The 15992-nt window shown below is 47.3% G+C and carries 14 protein-coding genes; 5 read left to right on the top strand and 9 right to left on the bottom strand.

From position 1 onward, the window contains the following. The first annotated feature begins 87 nt into the window (after positions 1-87). Genes galE through KFF44_RS05010 form a run of 3 tightly spaced genes read left to right on the top strand, consistent with a single transcriptional unit; the run spans position 88 to position 5159 of the window. Positions 88-1137, top strand: a complete 1050-nt coding sequence (gene galE / locus KFF44_RS05020; protein ID WP_255937823.1) for a UDP-glucose 4-epimerase GalE — start codon at positions 88-90, stop codon at positions 1135-1137. After that, positions 1091-2344 (top strand): glycosyltransferase, encoded by a 1254-nt coding sequence (locus KFF44_RS05015; RefSeq protein WP_255937820.1) that lies wholly within the window; start codon positions 1091-1093, stop codon positions 2342-2344. Before galE ends, KFF44_RS05015 begins: the two co-directional genes overlap by 47 nt. Further along, complete coding sequence (locus tag KFF44_RS05010; RefSeq protein WP_255937818.1) at positions 2337-5159, top strand: hypothetical protein; 2823 nt, start codon at positions 2337-2339, stop codon at positions 5157-5159. The genes KFF44_RS05015 and KFF44_RS05010 overlap by 8 nt, the downstream gene beginning before the upstream one ends. 25 nt (positions 5160-5184) lie before the next feature. On the opposite strand, the gene KFF44_RS05005 is transcribed toward KFF44_RS05010, so the two are convergent. From KFF44_RS05005 to KFF44_RS04975, 7 genes are all read right to left on the bottom strand, one after another. After that, a complete protein-coding gene (locus KFF44_RS05005) occupies positions 5185-6255 on the bottom strand; it encodes a glycosyltransferase family A protein (RefSeq protein ID WP_255937816.1) in 1071 nt (356 codons plus the stop codon). Between the two features lie 2 nt (positions 6256-6257). Beyond that, complete coding sequence (locus tag KFF44_RS05000; protein ID WP_255937814.1) at positions 6258-7910, bottom strand: polysaccharide biosynthesis/export family protein; 1653 nt, start codon at positions 7908-7910, stop codon at positions 6258-6260. After that, positions 7903-9084, bottom strand: a complete 1182-nt coding sequence (locus KFF44_RS04995) for a hypothetical protein (protein WP_255937812.1) — start codon at positions 9082-9084, stop codon at positions 7903-7905. Before KFF44_RS04995 ends, KFF44_RS05000 begins: the two co-directional genes overlap by 8 nt. Before the next feature lie 60 nt (positions 9085-9144). Beyond that, positions 9145-9795, bottom strand: coding sequence for an ABC transporter ATP-binding protein (locus KFF44_RS04990; RefSeq protein WP_255937810.1), 651 nt, complete (start codon positions 9793-9795; stop codon positions 9145-9147). After that, a complete protein-coding gene (locus KFF44_RS04985) occupies positions 9792-10574 on the bottom strand; it encodes an ABC transporter permease (protein ID WP_255937808.1) in 783 nt (260 codons plus the stop codon). The genes KFF44_RS04990 and KFF44_RS04985 overlap by 4 nt, the downstream gene beginning before the upstream one ends. A 32-nt stretch (positions 10575-10606) precedes the next feature. After that, positions 10607-11611, bottom strand: coding sequence for an SIS domain-containing protein (locus KFF44_RS04980; protein ID WP_255937806.1), 1005 nt, complete (start codon positions 11609-11611; stop codon positions 10607-10609). A gap of 409 nt (positions 11612-12020) precedes the next feature. Continuing rightward, complete coding sequence (locus KFF44_RS04975; RefSeq protein WP_255937805.1) at positions 12021-13223, bottom strand: capsular biosynthesis protein; 1203 nt, start codon at positions 13221-13223, stop codon at positions 12021-12023. Between the two features lie 233 nt (positions 13224-13456). Here KFF44_RS04975 and KFF44_RS04970 point away from each other — a divergent pair, with 233 nt between their 5' ends. Together KFF44_RS04970 and KFF44_RS04965 are read left to right on the top strand one after the other, a co-directional pair. Further along, entirely contained in the window at positions 13457-13789 is a 333-nt protein-coding gene (locus KFF44_RS04970) for a YbjQ family protein (RefSeq protein ID WP_255937803.1), read from the top strand. Between the two features lie 5 nt (positions 13790-13794). Then, on the top strand, positions 13795-14424 hold the full coding sequence (locus tag KFF44_RS04965) for a YbjQ family protein (RefSeq protein ID WP_255937802.1): 630 nt from the start codon (positions 13795-13797) through the stop codon (positions 14422-14424). Between the two features lie 52 nt (positions 14425-14476). Here KFF44_RS04965 and KFF44_RS04960 read toward each other — a convergent pair whose 3' ends face one another. Both KFF44_RS04960 and KFF44_RS04955 read right to left on the bottom strand, forming a co-directional pair. Continuing rightward, positions 14477-15424, bottom strand: a complete 948-nt coding sequence (locus tag KFF44_RS04960; RefSeq protein ID WP_255937800.1) for a tetratricopeptide repeat protein — start codon at positions 15422-15424, stop codon at positions 14477-14479. Continuing rightward, a complete protein-coding gene (locus KFF44_RS04955; RefSeq protein ID WP_255937799.1) occupies positions 15421-15885 on the bottom strand; it encodes a DUF805 domain-containing protein in 465 nt (154 codons plus the stop codon). The genes KFF44_RS04960 and KFF44_RS04955 overlap by 4 nt, the downstream gene beginning before the upstream one ends. Positions 15886-15992 lie beyond the last annotated feature (107 nt).

The following is a 15992-nucleotide window of genomic DNA, read 5'->3' as shown; positions in this document are numbered from 1 at the left end:
ATAAAGAGCTTCAGATATAAAAACAAGTAATCGGCACTGGCATTAAACTGCACAGTAAGGTTGGCAAGCACTAAGGGTTGGGAATTTATGAAAACGATATTGGTTCCGGGCGGAGCTGGCTTCATTGGCTCGCACACGCTCCGTACCCTTAAGGCATCGGGTTACAATGTGATTGCCCTTGATAACCTCTCAAACGGCCACAGGGATTCGATTGAAAATACGGTCGAATTATTGGAAGGCGATATTCGGGACCGTAATTTCCTGAACACGGTTTTCAAAACCCACTCAATTGACGCGGTTATCCATTTCGCAGCCTTCATCGAAGCGGGGGAAAGCGTAAAAGCCCCCCTAGCATTTTACGAAAACAATGTGGCCGGAAGCCTTACCCTTTTGAACGCGATGAAAGATGCAGGGGTTGATAAAATTGTATTTTCGTCAACTGCGGCCGTTTACGGCCAGCCCGAAAACAATCAAAAACTGCTGGAAGGCGCGAAAAAACATCCAATCAATCCCTATGGGGACAGCAAATGGATGGTAGAATGTATGCTAAGGGACGGCGCTGCCGCATACGGTCTTAAATCAATCGCGCTCAGGTATTTTAACGCGGCAGGAAGCGCACCGGATGGGGGGATTGGCGAGCGGCACGATCCTGAAACTCACTTAATCCCGTTGGTTCTGGATGCGGCCATGGGCGTGCGACCATCAATTAAGATATTCGGGAATGATTATGACACCCCTGACGGTACATGCATCCGCGATTATATTCATGTGTGTGATCTCGCTGATGCGCATGTACGTGCGCTTGATCATCTCTTCGCTCTGGACACAGGAGAGTTAGACACAGGCAACTCAGCGTCTGACACAGAAACCAACACCGGGTTTTACGACGCCTTTAACCTTGGAAACGGTAAAGGGTTTTCCGTACGGCAAGTGATCGACACGGTGAAAGAAGTTACAGGCACTGATTTTACAGTCGAGAATGCCCCGCGCCGTGCTGGCGACCCTGCTTTCCTGGTGGCTGATGCCACGAAGGCGAGGAACGCCCTTAATTGGAGACCTCAATATTCTGACTTAGCTGATATGGTGCGGCATGCCTACGCGTTCCGACGCCGTCACTCGTCCTTTAAAGCCGCATAACCCAAACCTGATAAGCCATACCAGTTTCATGCATATCCTTGTCACATCGCCGATCCCGTCCCACCCGCAAGACCATGGGAATCGCGCGCGTGTTTTCACGCTCTGCAAAGCGCTGCAAGCTTATGGCCATCAGATACATTTTGTTTATTCAGGGTTTGAAGGGCTAACAATAGCGCAGGAATGCGCCATGCGCGCGACCTGGGATCACACCTATATTTTACCGCTTAAGACAAAGAAACGGCCGCAGTCGAAACGCAGTCATCACCTCCTTGATGATTGGTATGATAACGCCATGACCGACTGCACCGAAGCGATCATGAGAAAATGGCCCATTGGGGCCTGTTTTGCGAACTATGTCTGGTGTTCCCGCTGGTTGGAGAATGTTCCCTCATCCATTCCAACCTATATCGACACCCACGATATTTTTGCCGAACGACACCAGGCGTTGAAAAAGGATGGTATCACACCTCAGTGGTTCTCAACGACAAAAGCCGAGGAAGGAAAAGGCCTCAACCGCGCGACAACAGTATTTGCCATTCAGGACCTAGAGGCAGAAGCCTTCAAAACGCGAACCCATGCAAATGTTGAAGTGCTTGGCCATTTGGCGCATGAAAATTTTCTAGCGCCAACCCGTATTGCCAAAGATACACCCCTCAAAATAGGATTTATTGGCAGCACCAATATGGTCAATGTCCGAACTTTTGAGCTATTGGTAGCGGCCCTTCAAAAACATCCTGATCTGATTGCTAAACATCGTTTTTTTGCAGCAGGTTCAATTTCCAATAAGGATTTCGCCAGAGCATCAAACTTTGAATGTTTGGGTTTTGTGGATGACCCCAAGGATTTTTATCAAAATATGGATATTATCCTTAACCCAAACATCGGCGGCTCGGGTCTAAAGATCAAATCCATCGAAGCACTTGCGTTTGGCAAGCCCCTGATCGCAACCCATGATGCTATGATCGGCATTCCAACGACACAACACTATCATAGCTTCAAAACCATTGATGATTTTTGCGCCGGACTGGCCGAACTCTGTAAATCACCAGACCAGATCGCCCGCTTGGGCAAAGAAGGTCAGGCCATTTTCCTTGAATATCAACAACGGCAGCAAAATACGCTCCAAAAACATTTCCCATCAGAAAATAAGGGCGGGGCCACACAGGCATTAGAAACTTCCGCATCAGAGGAGCATGCTGATGCATAAACCTCTGCCGACAATTGTGATCGTTTCTGCCCTACCGCCCTCGCGTGCTCGGGCAGGATTGACTGCCCTTAACCTTATTAAAGTTCTCATTGAAGACTGTCAGGTCGTGTGTGTGGTGGATGATACAGGCCCAACCCCGACCCCAATCCACGGCGCAGATATTGACCGGGTAACCTTCATGCGCATTAGGGATTTTAAACGCGGTAACCACGCCTATCAGACGGTACCGCGTATTTTTGTGCTTGATGAAGGCTTTGACAGCCTGTTTGCGCTCGATCTATTTCTGGAAATTGGTGGTTGCGCCTTACCCATCAGTAGTTCCATGCACAAAAGCCTGCGTGCCTTAATGGAAGAAAAACCTGCCTGGCCCAATAATTACGCAACATTACTTGGAGCACAGCATGGCAATATCACGGCCCTACAAAACAAGGGCTTCGATATTATGGGAGCCCTCATGGATTTCAAACGGTCGGCCCATGCGCTGACATCAGAAATTCCCGCGCTCGATTTCCTCCATCAGGCTAGCCATATCCTCGCCCTAAGTGATTTTGCAGCCCTACACCTTGAGGCCTGCAATATTGAAGCAACGCGGTTTTTGCTGTCGTCAATTGGGGCTGATAACGCTATACCGAGAAAGATGGCGCGCGCACAGCTTGGCTACGGTAACAAAGGCCTGTTTATCATCGCCGTTGCATCCGACGCAGATAAAAAACGCGTTGAGAAGGCGCTTGAATTAGCTGTTGGTATTCAGAAGCCTGTATTTATTACCAATATTATGGCAGGCGGGTGCCCGTTCTATGAAACATTATCAGCAAATGTAATCGTTGCCCTCGAAGCAAACGAAGGCGCTAGCGTTTCCACCTTCACGGATACCGCAATGAATGCGGGTGTTGCCTGCATAACAACCGGTATTCCGCTAAACTATCAGGCAGACAGTCATCATTTTGACAGGGGCGAGCATAACAATACACTGGCGCAGAATACATGGTACCTTGATCACAAGGATGCCCTTCATCAGCTAGCCCTGAAAATCGTTGAACTGGAGAGCTTATCGCGGCTAAAGCCCGACGATACCAGAATTTCCAAGCGTGATGCCGAACCAACAAATCAGAGCGGGGTAGATGGTATAATTATCAGTATTGATGAACTGATCAGACTGCTTGGAGCAAAAGATTACCAGGCCTACAGCGCGAAACCCAATCACGCATTTCATCCCCCATTGATAGATGAGGCTGTTTCTAACTATATCGCCCCTTCAGAACTTGGCGAAAGTGCAACATTTATCGGGGCAGTACCCGGCGCCATGTTATTAAGCTCGCTCGCGCCGCAGGTTGACAGCGTGAATGCAGCTAAAATTATCACCTGTGACACTGCTCTAACATTAGAGCATTTACTCGCCATGCCAAAGGAAATGGCGATGGCTCGTTTCGGATACGAAACACCAATTCTCGTAGAAGAAAAAGATGATAGCCTGCATCACTGGGACTTGGAACAAGTAACTACAGAACTGAAACCAACCAAGGATACTGCTGCCTGTCACCTTAATTTTGCCAGCCCCCATTTAGGTAAGATATTGAACTTCAAAGGCTTGAAGCATCAATTGATTTTCTCAAGTGACTTAGGCCTCTCTGAGGATGAGCGTTGGAATTTTGCCAAATCTCAGGGTATGGCGTGGCGCTTGGATACCCATCGTCGTTCCATTCATATCATCCTTATCACGGGTGGGTATGATATCAAATTCCGCTGGGCATCCGTCACCGCGCAAAATATGAAAACCACCGTGTCCGTTTCTAATGAATATGACACACGCATGCTTTCAAGTAGCGCTGTTACACTTAAAAGTCACCGTTCCGGTGTTTTGGATTTTCGTATAACCATCAGCGGCAATCTGGAAACCGGCCCTTTAACGGCGGAAGAAGCCTTGGACTATATTCGTAAAAACCCGGTTATGCTGGAATGGGACAAGCCTTCAAACCCACCCGTGGTTTATAGCCAAGATAATATCCCGCAAGAAGGCACCGACGAAATCAAGACGCCTACCGGTGCTTCCCATACTGATGACAAGAAAGCCGTTAAACCATCCAGCGAGAACGAGACAATGAAGTCAGAGGATCAACAAGCTATGAAAACTGAACCCGCTATTGTTTCATCCAATATTGCTTCAGTGCCACCAAGTCTAAAACCGGATAGTCGCCTTACGAATGCAGCGATACAATATGCCGATGTTCTTTTAACAGCACAGCGACAACAATTCGAAAGCATGATCGCTGCCGCTAGTCGTCGTGGTTTATCCCTTGCGGCAGCAGATAGCACACCCGACTTGCCGGAAACTGAAACCTTGCTTGTTGAAGATGATGCCTTTATCGGCGCAGGATGGCTTGAAACGGCAAAGTCATCAGACGGGGTTTCCTATCGCTGGATGCAGCGAATAGCCTCAGTTCTGATTACCCATACTGCTACAAAATCCAAGACCCTTCGAATTTCAGGGTTTGGTATCGCAAGACGGCGTTTCCTGAAAAGCCTGAATGTCTATTTGGGCAACCAGAAAATTAAGGGGTCGGTGAAACGCACTGGCCTGCGCAGTTGGCGGTTTGAAGGAACTATTCCTGCGGTACAAGCGTCTGACGCGAATACTAACTATCAAATCCTACGGCTCGAAAACAAAGGCGCCGCGCGGCTAAAGAAAAGCCGTGATTACCAAGAGCTTTCAAAACCTGTTCCAACCAAGGAACCAGCAGACCTGCCATTTGGTGATACGGGTGGGCACATTTTTGCGAGCCTTGGCATCAGCCATATTGAAATTCTTGAAAAGTAGGTTAGTGGGTAAGCCACCCAATGCCCTAAGTCAGTTGCTTAACGGCATCCAGTTCCATATCCATACAGTCGCCAGTGATAGACACTGGTACAGCAAATTTCCGCGCTGGTTGCGGGAATGGCATTTTCATTTCTGAAGTGTGATCCGGGATCGAATCAGGTTTAGCTTTCGCAGATGTATTCATGACCCTAGCATGCCAGTCATGAAATGCCGTATGATAAAGCGCGCGGTCCCCCTGAAGCGTGCGTTCAAAATTTAAAGACTGCTGCGCTCCTTGCGTGCTATCGCTGCCACCGGCATCAACATTTAAATTCCACAAGGTACCGCCAGCATTACCCGTTGTTAATGACCCCTCGCGCAACAATCCGGTATAAAGAACATGCCTTAGGTTTCTCACCCCTTTGCGGCCAAACACATAGCCCAAGCGCGCAAGATATTCACTATCGGCGGCAATTCGCACACAATCGAAAAAACCCGCCTGATCGAGCACACGCTGGCGATTGATCATCAGGCTAATAAGGGCGGTTCGGCTGGGTTTCCCCTGCATCAATACGTCTTCGTTCGACCCCTCGATAATGCGCTCCCAGCGCACCGTGCATGCCTTCATATCTGGCCATTTTTGAAACGCCCCCAGTTGGATACGAATGCGGTCCGGATGCGAGACATCATCGCTGTCATGAAAGGCAACAAAATCACCTTTTGCTTTCGCAAGGCACCAGTTTTTTGACCAGTAAGTTCCATGATTAACAGGGGAGTTAAAGACTTTTACCCGATCATCGGTGCGTGCGATATTTCTAATGATATCCAGTGTGTCATCTGTACTCGCATCATCAATTACCATAACCTCAAGGCGTTTATGGCTTTGTTCCAGAATAGACCGCAGGGCATTTTCAACATATTTGCCTGTATTAAAGGCAGTCATGATAACGGTCACAAGGGTATCCGAGCGCGCACGCCCCAGTGCTTTCAAGTCTTCCCTTTGTTGCTTAAGCGTTTCATCGCCGTATTTATTCAAAAGAGCAAATTTCGAATCGAGACAAAACGCCAAAGGGTCACGAATAAGCTTTCGTGCTGCCGATTTGACGCTGCGGGCCATAATTATATTCCCAGAACAACACCAGCTGAAAGCGCGAGTTGATAGAAAATATTCAGGACATCTGTCGCGATTTGAAGGCTTTTTGTCTGCACCCGCGGTAAAACAAAAATCTCGTCACCCGGTTGCAGGTTAAATTTCTTGCTCTTCACCTCGCTGCTTGTCAGCTTGTCAAAGGTGCCGTCCCTGCGAAGCAAAAGGATATTTACAGCGCCGCGTGGCTGGCTTAGGCCGCCAGCCTGATCGATATAATCGCGGATGGTTGATCCTTTTTGGTACGCCATCGCGCTTGGAAACAGAACATCGCCGTGAACCATAACAAAATTGCTTTTACGCGGAATACGGATGATATCACCCGGTTCCAAAAGAATGTCTTCTTTGTTTGTTGAGCGTGCGAGCGAAACAATGCCTTTTGGCTCTACGGCACGGGCGCGCTCAACCCATTGAAGGACCAGTTGCGCTTCCTGTGCGCGCAAGCTTGCTTCCTGAACCGTATTCGAACGCGCGGTCAAAACACTGTTCTGAAGCGCCACCAACTGCGCCTCGAGCGCTTCACGCTGGCGTTCTTTCACACTAACACGGGATAGCTGGATAGCATCCAACTGAGCGTTTTCGCCAAAATTCACTTGCGAGAGCACATCACCGAGGCGAGCGCCATAAGGCAGAATATATTCGCTTACGCTTTCGTGTTCGCCCTCTACCCGAATGGAAATTGTACCCTGTTGTTTGTCTGAAATTAATTCGAGTACGTCACCAGGATGAATTTTAACATCATTTGCTTTAGCAAGTTCCACATACTCAACTTCAACCTTCGCGCGGTCATTGCGGTTAATTCGAACATGGGTTGCCTGCGGGAACGGGCGCGCCAATGCTAAAATATCTGCAACCGTCGCGTCCTTCGAGCTAAACTCAAACAAATAAGGGTTCTGGGCTTCACCCAACACACCGACCTGTGCGGTAACTGCACTCACCACAACCGTATCACCGTCGCTAAATTGAAATTGCGGTAGGTAACCATCGAGCACAAAATCATAAAGATTTACTTCACGGTATGTTTTGCCGCCCCTTAAAACCTTCACATTCAGATAAGAACCCCGTTCGCTATCAATCCCGCCTGCCCTGTCGAGGAAAAACAATACGGAATCTGACGCATGCCCGGCGTAAAGCCCCGGCTGGCGAACGAAGCCGGCTACATAAACCTTAATGGGTTCAGCACCGTCCAAGCTTGCGTATACACCAACGTTTTTCTTGAACACACCTGTGATGGCTTCTGTGACAATCCGGTTCAGGTCTTTGTTTTTGACACCTGAAACATTCACCGGGCCAACCTTTGGGATAAACAGATTTCCCTGCGCGTCCACCGGAATTTGGCCTGTAAAATCAAAGGCACCCCATAACTGTAGGCTTACCTTGTCGCCGATTGAAACTTCATAATCAGGGTTAAAACCGATGAAGGGTTGGTTTGCGAATTCGCCAGAAAAAATAAAATCACCAAAAACCCGCTTTATTTCGGTTGCTTCAACGACGGCTTCATCATTCGCAGCAGGGCTGACCTCAGCGGTTTGTACCTGTGCGCTAACACCGCCAGCACTGAAGGCAATCAAACTAACGAGTGCCACCAACGTCGCCGGGAATTTTGAAAATAGAGTTCTAAACATCTTTATGCTCCCGGATGGTGGCGATAATCATAACAATAACACCGTAAGCCAGTGACAAAGCGACAAACATCGTAATGATGTTATAGAGGCTTCGTGGGTATCTAGCTTCTTCAGGTAAAAAGGACGGTGTTACCACAATCAAATATTTCAGTTTTTTATAGGCTTCAACCCGCGCACGCTCAGCGCTTGCAAGCGTTGTGGCGTACACACGGCCAGCAAAATCCAGATCGAATTTCATCTGGGTAAATTCGGCGAAGGTTTCATTGATTGACGCGGTATCATCGCTTGCAAGTCTCGCCTGCTCTACCTTCAACTGGTCTTCAAGGGCCGCAATACGGGCCCGTGTTGCAACCAATTCAGCCGCCTGATCATTCAGGAAACCTGATTGGACTTTTTCTGTGGTTCTCAGTTCAATCAACTGCGCTTCAAGCGTATTCACGGCTGTCTGCAAAGCAACGCCCGATAACTCAGGGTCTAGCAGGTTATTTTCATTCTGGAACTTCAGGATATTGTCCCGCAACGCAGAAATATTTTTCTCGGCCCGCGCGACCTCACCTTCAATGAAACTAATCTGGTCTTTAGCAATTCGTTGGCTCACCTCATTCACGAAACGCTCGGCCTCAATAATGATTTCATCAACAATCAGTTTCGAGAACTCGGGCGTAAAGGCCTGTGCCCTAACCTCAATCAACGAACTATCGATAGAAGACCCTACAGAAATGCGGCTGCGATAATATTTCAGGAAAGCTTCGCGGCTCGGGTCTGACGACATGCGCGAAACAAAATCCCACTCCGAGCTGCTGAAATGTGCCTCTATGTCAATTTTCTCGTTGAGATGATCCATCATGGCGTATGAATGAATGTAGGAAATTAAAATATTGCTGTCTTGTTGCTCGGCGCCCGCCCCTTGCAGAAGCTGAAGGCCAGGGACAGTTGCCGTTTCTGTGTCAGCGGATTTAATGAAAAGCGTTGCCGAAGATTGATAACGGTCAGACGCCAGGAACGCATAATATAGCGCAACGATAAAAACACTTAGAAGCACCCAGCGATAGGTGCGAAACGTTAATAAAGACCCACGAATATCAGAGACAACTCTGCCGCCGTCTGAGCCAGCACCACCGCTGGAGATCAAATCTCCAAAAACGTTTCTCGCTTTTACTAAGGAATTTTTCATACGGCTCCGCCGGCGTTACTGTTTAAGTCATATATTGTTTCATGCAGCATCTTCATGGCCTCATGAATGGATATATCGATAAATGGCTTGTTCAACACTTTCGTAAAATTCTGCGCGGCCATATGCAAGAAAAATCGCGGCATTACAATGCTCACGAATGATGTCCATATTGTGAGACACAAGAATAATATTCGATGTGGAACGCTTATTTTTAAGTGTATCACTACACTTTTGTTTAAAGGCGGCATCGCCAACCGCCATAATCTCGTCCATCAGATATGTATCGAAATCAAAGCCCATCGATACAGCAAATCCGTATTTCATCCGCATGCCCGATGAATATCCGCCAATCGGCAGATCAAAATTATCGTCAATTTCTGCGAACTCGCGAACAAATTCCTCAACTGGTCGGGTGTCTTTAATTCCGTGGATACGGCAAACATAGCGTACATTCTCACGCCCTGTCATGACGGCATTAAAGCCTGTTGCAATCCCGAGCGGCCAGGAAATGAAGCGGTCAGAGACAATCTTTCCTCTTGTCGGGAAGTCGATCCCGCCAATCATCCGCATTAATGTGGTTTTGCCTGCACCATTCTTGCCAAGAATAGCAACATCACGGTCATCCGGAATATCAATATTCAGGTCTTTTAGAATATAGTTAGGGCCAAAGCGGGTTGGATAATATTTCGAGACGTTCTTGAGCGAGATCATGTTGCCATCACCCAGCGCCAGTTTAACCGGTATGCAGACATCGCTGCCGCCATCAAAAGCACCGTCCAGGTTATCAAATACTTGAAATCGGCAATCGGGCTTATATAGCCTGATATCCAGGCCTCCCGCATCAATTCAGATGCATGGGCAAGCGGATTATAGGCAAAAAAACCAAGATATTCAGGGGGTACAATCGTAATCGGATAAATCACCGCAGACGCGAGCATCAACGGGAAAGTGAGGATGTTAATCGTTTTCTCAACCTCCTTGGCGATCCGCGATAACATACAGGCAAGAATGCCAAAGAAAATAGCAAACAACCACATGGTCAGGGCGTACCCAATCACCAAAAGCGGATCAGCAGGCAAGGCGTCAAATCCAAACCATAACAAGGCAACGACAAAAATTGTCTTAACCGTCAAATACACGCCGCCTTCGATCAGGGAATAGGCAAGGAAAACATCAAACAAACGAATTTGCCTGAAGCCAAACAGGCCGCGAGCGCCAGCAGCCCCCATGTTTTTCTTCATCGTGCCGCTCCAGAGCATACGGAAAGGCACGTAAGTAATTAGAATAAAAACAGGAGGCTCAATATTACCAAGCGTTGCAATCCCGCGGAAGCCAAACAATGTAATGAAAACGGAAATCATCACAAGCGGCTCCAGCAATAGCCAGATATTACCAAAGGCATAGTTATTACCGAAGCGGCTGCTGATCTCGCGAATAAAAATCGCAAAAATTACATCTTTTTGGATTGCCAGCGCCGAGCGAGCCTGCATAACATCACCAGTATGATTAAAGGGTTAAGCCCTTATAAATCATCATGCTTGTATAGGCCAACAAATTTCCCGTCTTTGTTGACAACGACCAGAAACTTCACCTCATCCGCCCGCATCATATTTTCGGCTTCATCCACGATGACATCGTCGCGGATTACAGAAAAGTCCTTGCTCATACACTGGTGCGCTGCAACCTCGCGAACACGCCGCGTTACACGAAGCGCCACGCCGAGCTGACCTTTGGTAACAACCCCGACCGGGCATTCGTTTTCATCAAGCACAACAGCAACACCCGCAGGACCACCCGCCATTTCAGCCGCCAATTCCAAAAGAACCATGCTCGGATCGACGGTTGGAACGGATGATGACAGCATCACCTCGCCAACTTTCTTGAGCAAACGGCGACCAAGCGAACCACCAGGATGGTAACGCGCAAAATCCTTCGCATGAAAATCACGCAGCGTCATTAAGGAAATCGCGAGCGCATCACCAATAGCGATCGTAACAACAATCGATGTTGTTGGCACCAAGTTATTCGGGCAAACCTCTTCAGAAATCGGAATTTCTAGAACCACATCTGCAGCTCGGCCAAGCGTGGATGATTTCGCGCCCGTAATGGCGATAATTTTGTTTCCAAATGCCTTCAGTGATGGCAAAAGCTGAACAATTTCCTGCGTTTCGCCTGAATAGGAAATCAATAGTAAGGTAGATCCCGGTGTGACCATACCCAAATCACCGTGGGATGCTTCAGCAGGGTGTAGGAAAAAAGACGGCGTCCCCGTGGATGCCAGTGTCGCAGATATCTTGCGCGCAACATGACCTGATTTCCCCATACCAATAACGATCATATGCCCCGTAGTGTTCAGGGCAATCCGTATGGCATCGCGGTAAGAATCTTCATCATAAAGCTGCGACAAACGCTCTAGCGCCTGTCCCTGCTTGAGGAATGAATTTCCAATATTTTCGATTGTGGTGCCTAAATCAGCTTTTAAATTACCGGGCAGCTCTAGTACGTTATTATCAACGGAGCTTTTCATATATGATCCCCAAGCCTTTTTCTTTTTGTCACTATTTTACTAGCGACCACATTATCAAACGATCAATGTGACTTATGCCTGATTAACTGTCACAGTTATATGGTTCGCGCACGCTATCATATGAACCAATGACATACAACTCATTGATAAAATTTGAACTTTTCAATCAAAGCCAATCATTTTACCAAAAATTATACTTAAGAAGAGGCGAATAGTGAGGTGTATATTTCACCCAACAATCTTATTTGCCCCCAATAAGTACGTCATCCATAATTCACAAAATTGCTATCGTCAACAAATTGTAACACAAAGCAATTCTGCTTCCTTATTGACATTCGCAGCCTTAATCCTGCCTGAATAAGGCTGTTGCCAAGCGTTTAGGCGCGAAATGTAGCGAGATTGTGGCAAATTAAACCATTAGCAAACGCGCTAACTTTTCAACAGCCGCGGTCGCTGTCTCTGTGCGTTGGCCGTAAAAACTACCGGGAATAAGGGTTTCCTCTTTCAAAAAGTCTTCAAAAACTGCCAGCTTGTCATGGTTTACGCTGCCTGAATTTTGCCAAAATTCATCGAGATTTCCAGAATATGTAAGCCCCGCATCAACATACATGGCCTTGCCAATTGCAATTGTTGGTACATTTTCCTTCAAGGCAATCAGGCCAACAGTACTGTTCACGGTGACACAGCCATCTGTAATTTTAAATAAATCATACAGGTCCACATCAAACACATAATGCACCCGTCCATTCAGGCTGAACTCACTCACAAGCTTTCGGACGAAATCACCATAATGGTTATAACCGCGGTCCATCGGGTGATGCTTTAAAACAAGAATTGCATCTTTTGGAGCATATTCAGCAAAGGATATAAACACTTCGCGCAGGAAATCCTTCATCCCGTCAAACCGCGAATGATAAAGGATTTGGCTATCAACTGCGACCTGAAGCGGAACAAAATAAAGGGGCGTTTTTTCCTGTTTTTTCAAGGCCACCAACTTTTCAACGAACCCTTTTTCGCTGCGTTTGGTCACCTGCTTCCTGAACCAGGTTAAAATCCAGGCATTCATTTCCGTAAACCAGTTGCCGGGTCTGTGATGTTGTACCGATTTGAAACCAAAAAACTTCCAGTCTTTAACCACATAATATGCAATCGCATTCCAGATCTGACCGCCAAAGGTATAGCCTGCCATCAAGGGCGCCGGAATTTCTGCGCGGCCTAACTCACCTCGCTCATAGGCATCGTTAAACCATGTAGGAAACCGGGAGTTTGCATTATTGCCAAATTCCTCAAAGGTGACATAGCCCGGCCGCACATACCCTTCTTCAAAGGCGAAATAACGGATATCATGCAGGCTTGCGATCTCGCGTGCTGCCCGGTGGTAAAACCGCTGATCGCCGTAAACAATTATGGCATCAATCCTGTGCTCGCGCACAAAGCGGCTTAGGAAATCGCGCCAGCCCGCGGGCGTTCCATGATACTCATCCGACTGCCCAACAGTGGAGAAAAAAGCATCCCCCTTATTGAGATTGATCTTGAAGCTGTTTGCCCCCGCATGCGTTATTGCTTCAGCCATATAAGCGAAAAAGGGGCCGATAGGTCCCTGAAGCAGCAAGATATTTTTTCCCGAAAGCGTCATAGCTGGAAATTATCATCCCAATTCATAAATGCAAACGCGCATTCTTGAAAAATTCACCGTGAGCCCCTTAATATAGAAATAACATCGATAGAGGCTGGTGTGACCATATGCCCATAATCGCAGGGCATCGCATTAGAAAGTCGAAACGCTATCGAGGCCGATAATGGCTTCAAGGCAGAAAATATCGGGGATAAGGGGAGGCAAAACCAATGATCATCACGAATATAGAAAGTGTGCCGGGCCGCACAATTGAAACTGAACTGGGCCTCGTGCAGGGCTCAACCGTGCGCGGTAAACATATCGGCAAGGATATTGGCGCATGGTTCAAGGGTATCGTTGGCGGGGAAATTAAGGGGTATTCCGAACTTTTGATGGAAGGTCGCGACCAGGCGCTGGAACGTATGGAAGCTGACGCAAAATCAAAAGGCGCGGACGCAGTTGTGAACGTGCGGATCACCACCGCAAGCGTCACGGGCGGCGCCGCAGAATTAATGGCATATGGAACTGCGGTTAAACTTGCACCAATTGCATCGGCGGAATAAAGACGATGCAGGACCAAAACACACCGCCAGAAAGCGCATCTGAGAACCAAAGCGGCCAAACCCCTACCCCGCCAGAGGCACCAGAAAGCCCAAGCCCTTCAAACATTGATGATGGTTTTCTGGAATGGAAACAGGAAATGTATGCCAACATGCCTGACTGGCTTGTTGATTTATTTTTTGCCGGGTCTTCCTATACGGATATGATGGCGCGGAATTTCCTCCAAACCTTCCTTGTCGCGCTCGCAGGGTGGTCGCTTGCCACCTATATGGAACACCGCCACAATAAAAAAATGAGTGCGCGCGAAGCCGAGCTTCAGGATGTGATCATCACAACCGCCAAACGCGCAGGCCCAGAAATGACACAAGCGATGATGGTCACGGGCTCAGTGGTTGTGTGCCATGATTTCTTCAGGACACTGTTTATCAAGCTTCGGCAGATCATCGGCGGTAATATTGTGCATTATGAGCGCTTGCTTGTGCGGGGCCGCCGCGAGGCCTTTATTCGCATGCAGGAAGAAGCAAAACTACGGGGCTTTAATAAGATAATTAACGTACGTTTCGGCAGCAGCCATATCGCAGGCCGTTTCCTACCCGCAATTGAACTCACGGCCTATGGGACAGGCGTGAGGGAGTAGGTATTTTAAATTTTCAATCAGGTGCGAAACTTATAGTCAAATGATGGGATGTTTAGCTTTTCTGAAGCTTTTCCAATAGTTCGCACCCCGCTTGTTGATCCAAATCACAGGCAAGCTGCGCAAAATATTTCCTTGTCTTATCGTGGTCATCTGACAGCAAAAAACTGTCCATTCGCGCAACCTTCATACAGTCTTGAACAAAACCAAAAAAACACGATAGTTGAGTATAATTCTCTATCTCCATAGGGCCGTTTGCGAAATCCACATCTTTTTCGAATATCAATTCCTCAAGATATTTTGCATAGAAATGACAGCTTGCAGCTCTGCGATCTACCCAACATTGGTATGGCCATTCCTTTGGCTCACTATCCGGCTTATCAAGCTTTTCAACTAATCGACGTTCATTGCTCGCCACCATATTACATGCAGCTTTACTTCCTGCTTTACAGGCTCCGGCATAAAGGCCAAACGCTCTTTCAAGATCACGCTCTATACCTAAGGCTTGTAAATAAGCATCACCAAGCCGCATGCATCCATATTGCGGATCATAAAAACAACCTCTCCTGAGCAAAGCAATTTGTCCCTCTCTGCTTTTAGGGTTAGACACAGCAAGACTTGAACACGCTCTTCCATGCTCAAGTTTACATGCCTTTTCATGAAATTTCACGGCAGTCATCCGGCTTTCATAGGGGCCTCTGCCATTCACATACATATTACCTGCCTCAAAACATGCTTCCTTATCGCCGGCGTCACAACTCTTGGCCATCGCTTCCGCTGACTTTTTGCGAATAGCGAACTGTTCATCGCTGTCTGCAGGTGCTGTTTTATCAACTTGACCAAAATAATATGCACTGAGTTTTTTACAGGACGCAACATCATCGCCGTCACAAGCAGCGATCAACATCTGCTCGACCTGTGCGTCACTAACCTGAGAAAAGGCAGGCGCACCACCCCCGAAAAGCAGAACAACACATACGATGAATAATGAAATTGATCTCATTGTTCGTCCTTGGCCACAGAAGTATTTTTATCTAGGTTCCAAAAACCTTCAATATTTCTCGGGTTTTCGCCGTATTTATTTTCTCCCTTCGAACCTGACCAAAGGTAAAGCCATCCCAGAAAGAACACGCTTCCTAATGATGGCTGAATAGTTACACCGATAAATCCTACAATAATCCAAAGCCCTGATACCCCAATATCATGCAGACGCCGCACAATAAGCGCAAAATTAGCAACTAAAATCAGAAGCGCAAAAAAAGGCGTTGTTATACCGAAAGTCAAAATTAACGACAGATATAATAGAACCCAACTTAAAACATTAAATACGATAAATTCGAACCGTGTTGCACGGCCCTTAAAATCAAAACTATGCCTCAGTGAATATAGATACGTATGAAAAAGCGGCGTCCAAAAACTATTGTCTTTGCTATCCTGCTCTAATGGATCTGGTTTAAATTCCATCGTATTCCCCATTCCCAGCACTATCCCAATTCTAATGCGGGATAATTCTATGGTATCATGTCACATCACGCGGATTAATACCAAACCTGTTTTCTTCCTTTTCACCG

The sequence above is a fragment of the Kordiimonas sp. SCSIO 12610 genome (assembly GCF_024398015.1).
Taxonomy (GTDB): domain Bacteria; phylum Pseudomonadota; class Alphaproteobacteria; order Sphingomonadales; family Kordiimonadaceae; genus CANLMI01.
The sequence above is the reverse complement of the archived record's forward strand: the minus strand, read 5'-3'. Positions and strand labels throughout refer to the sequence as shown.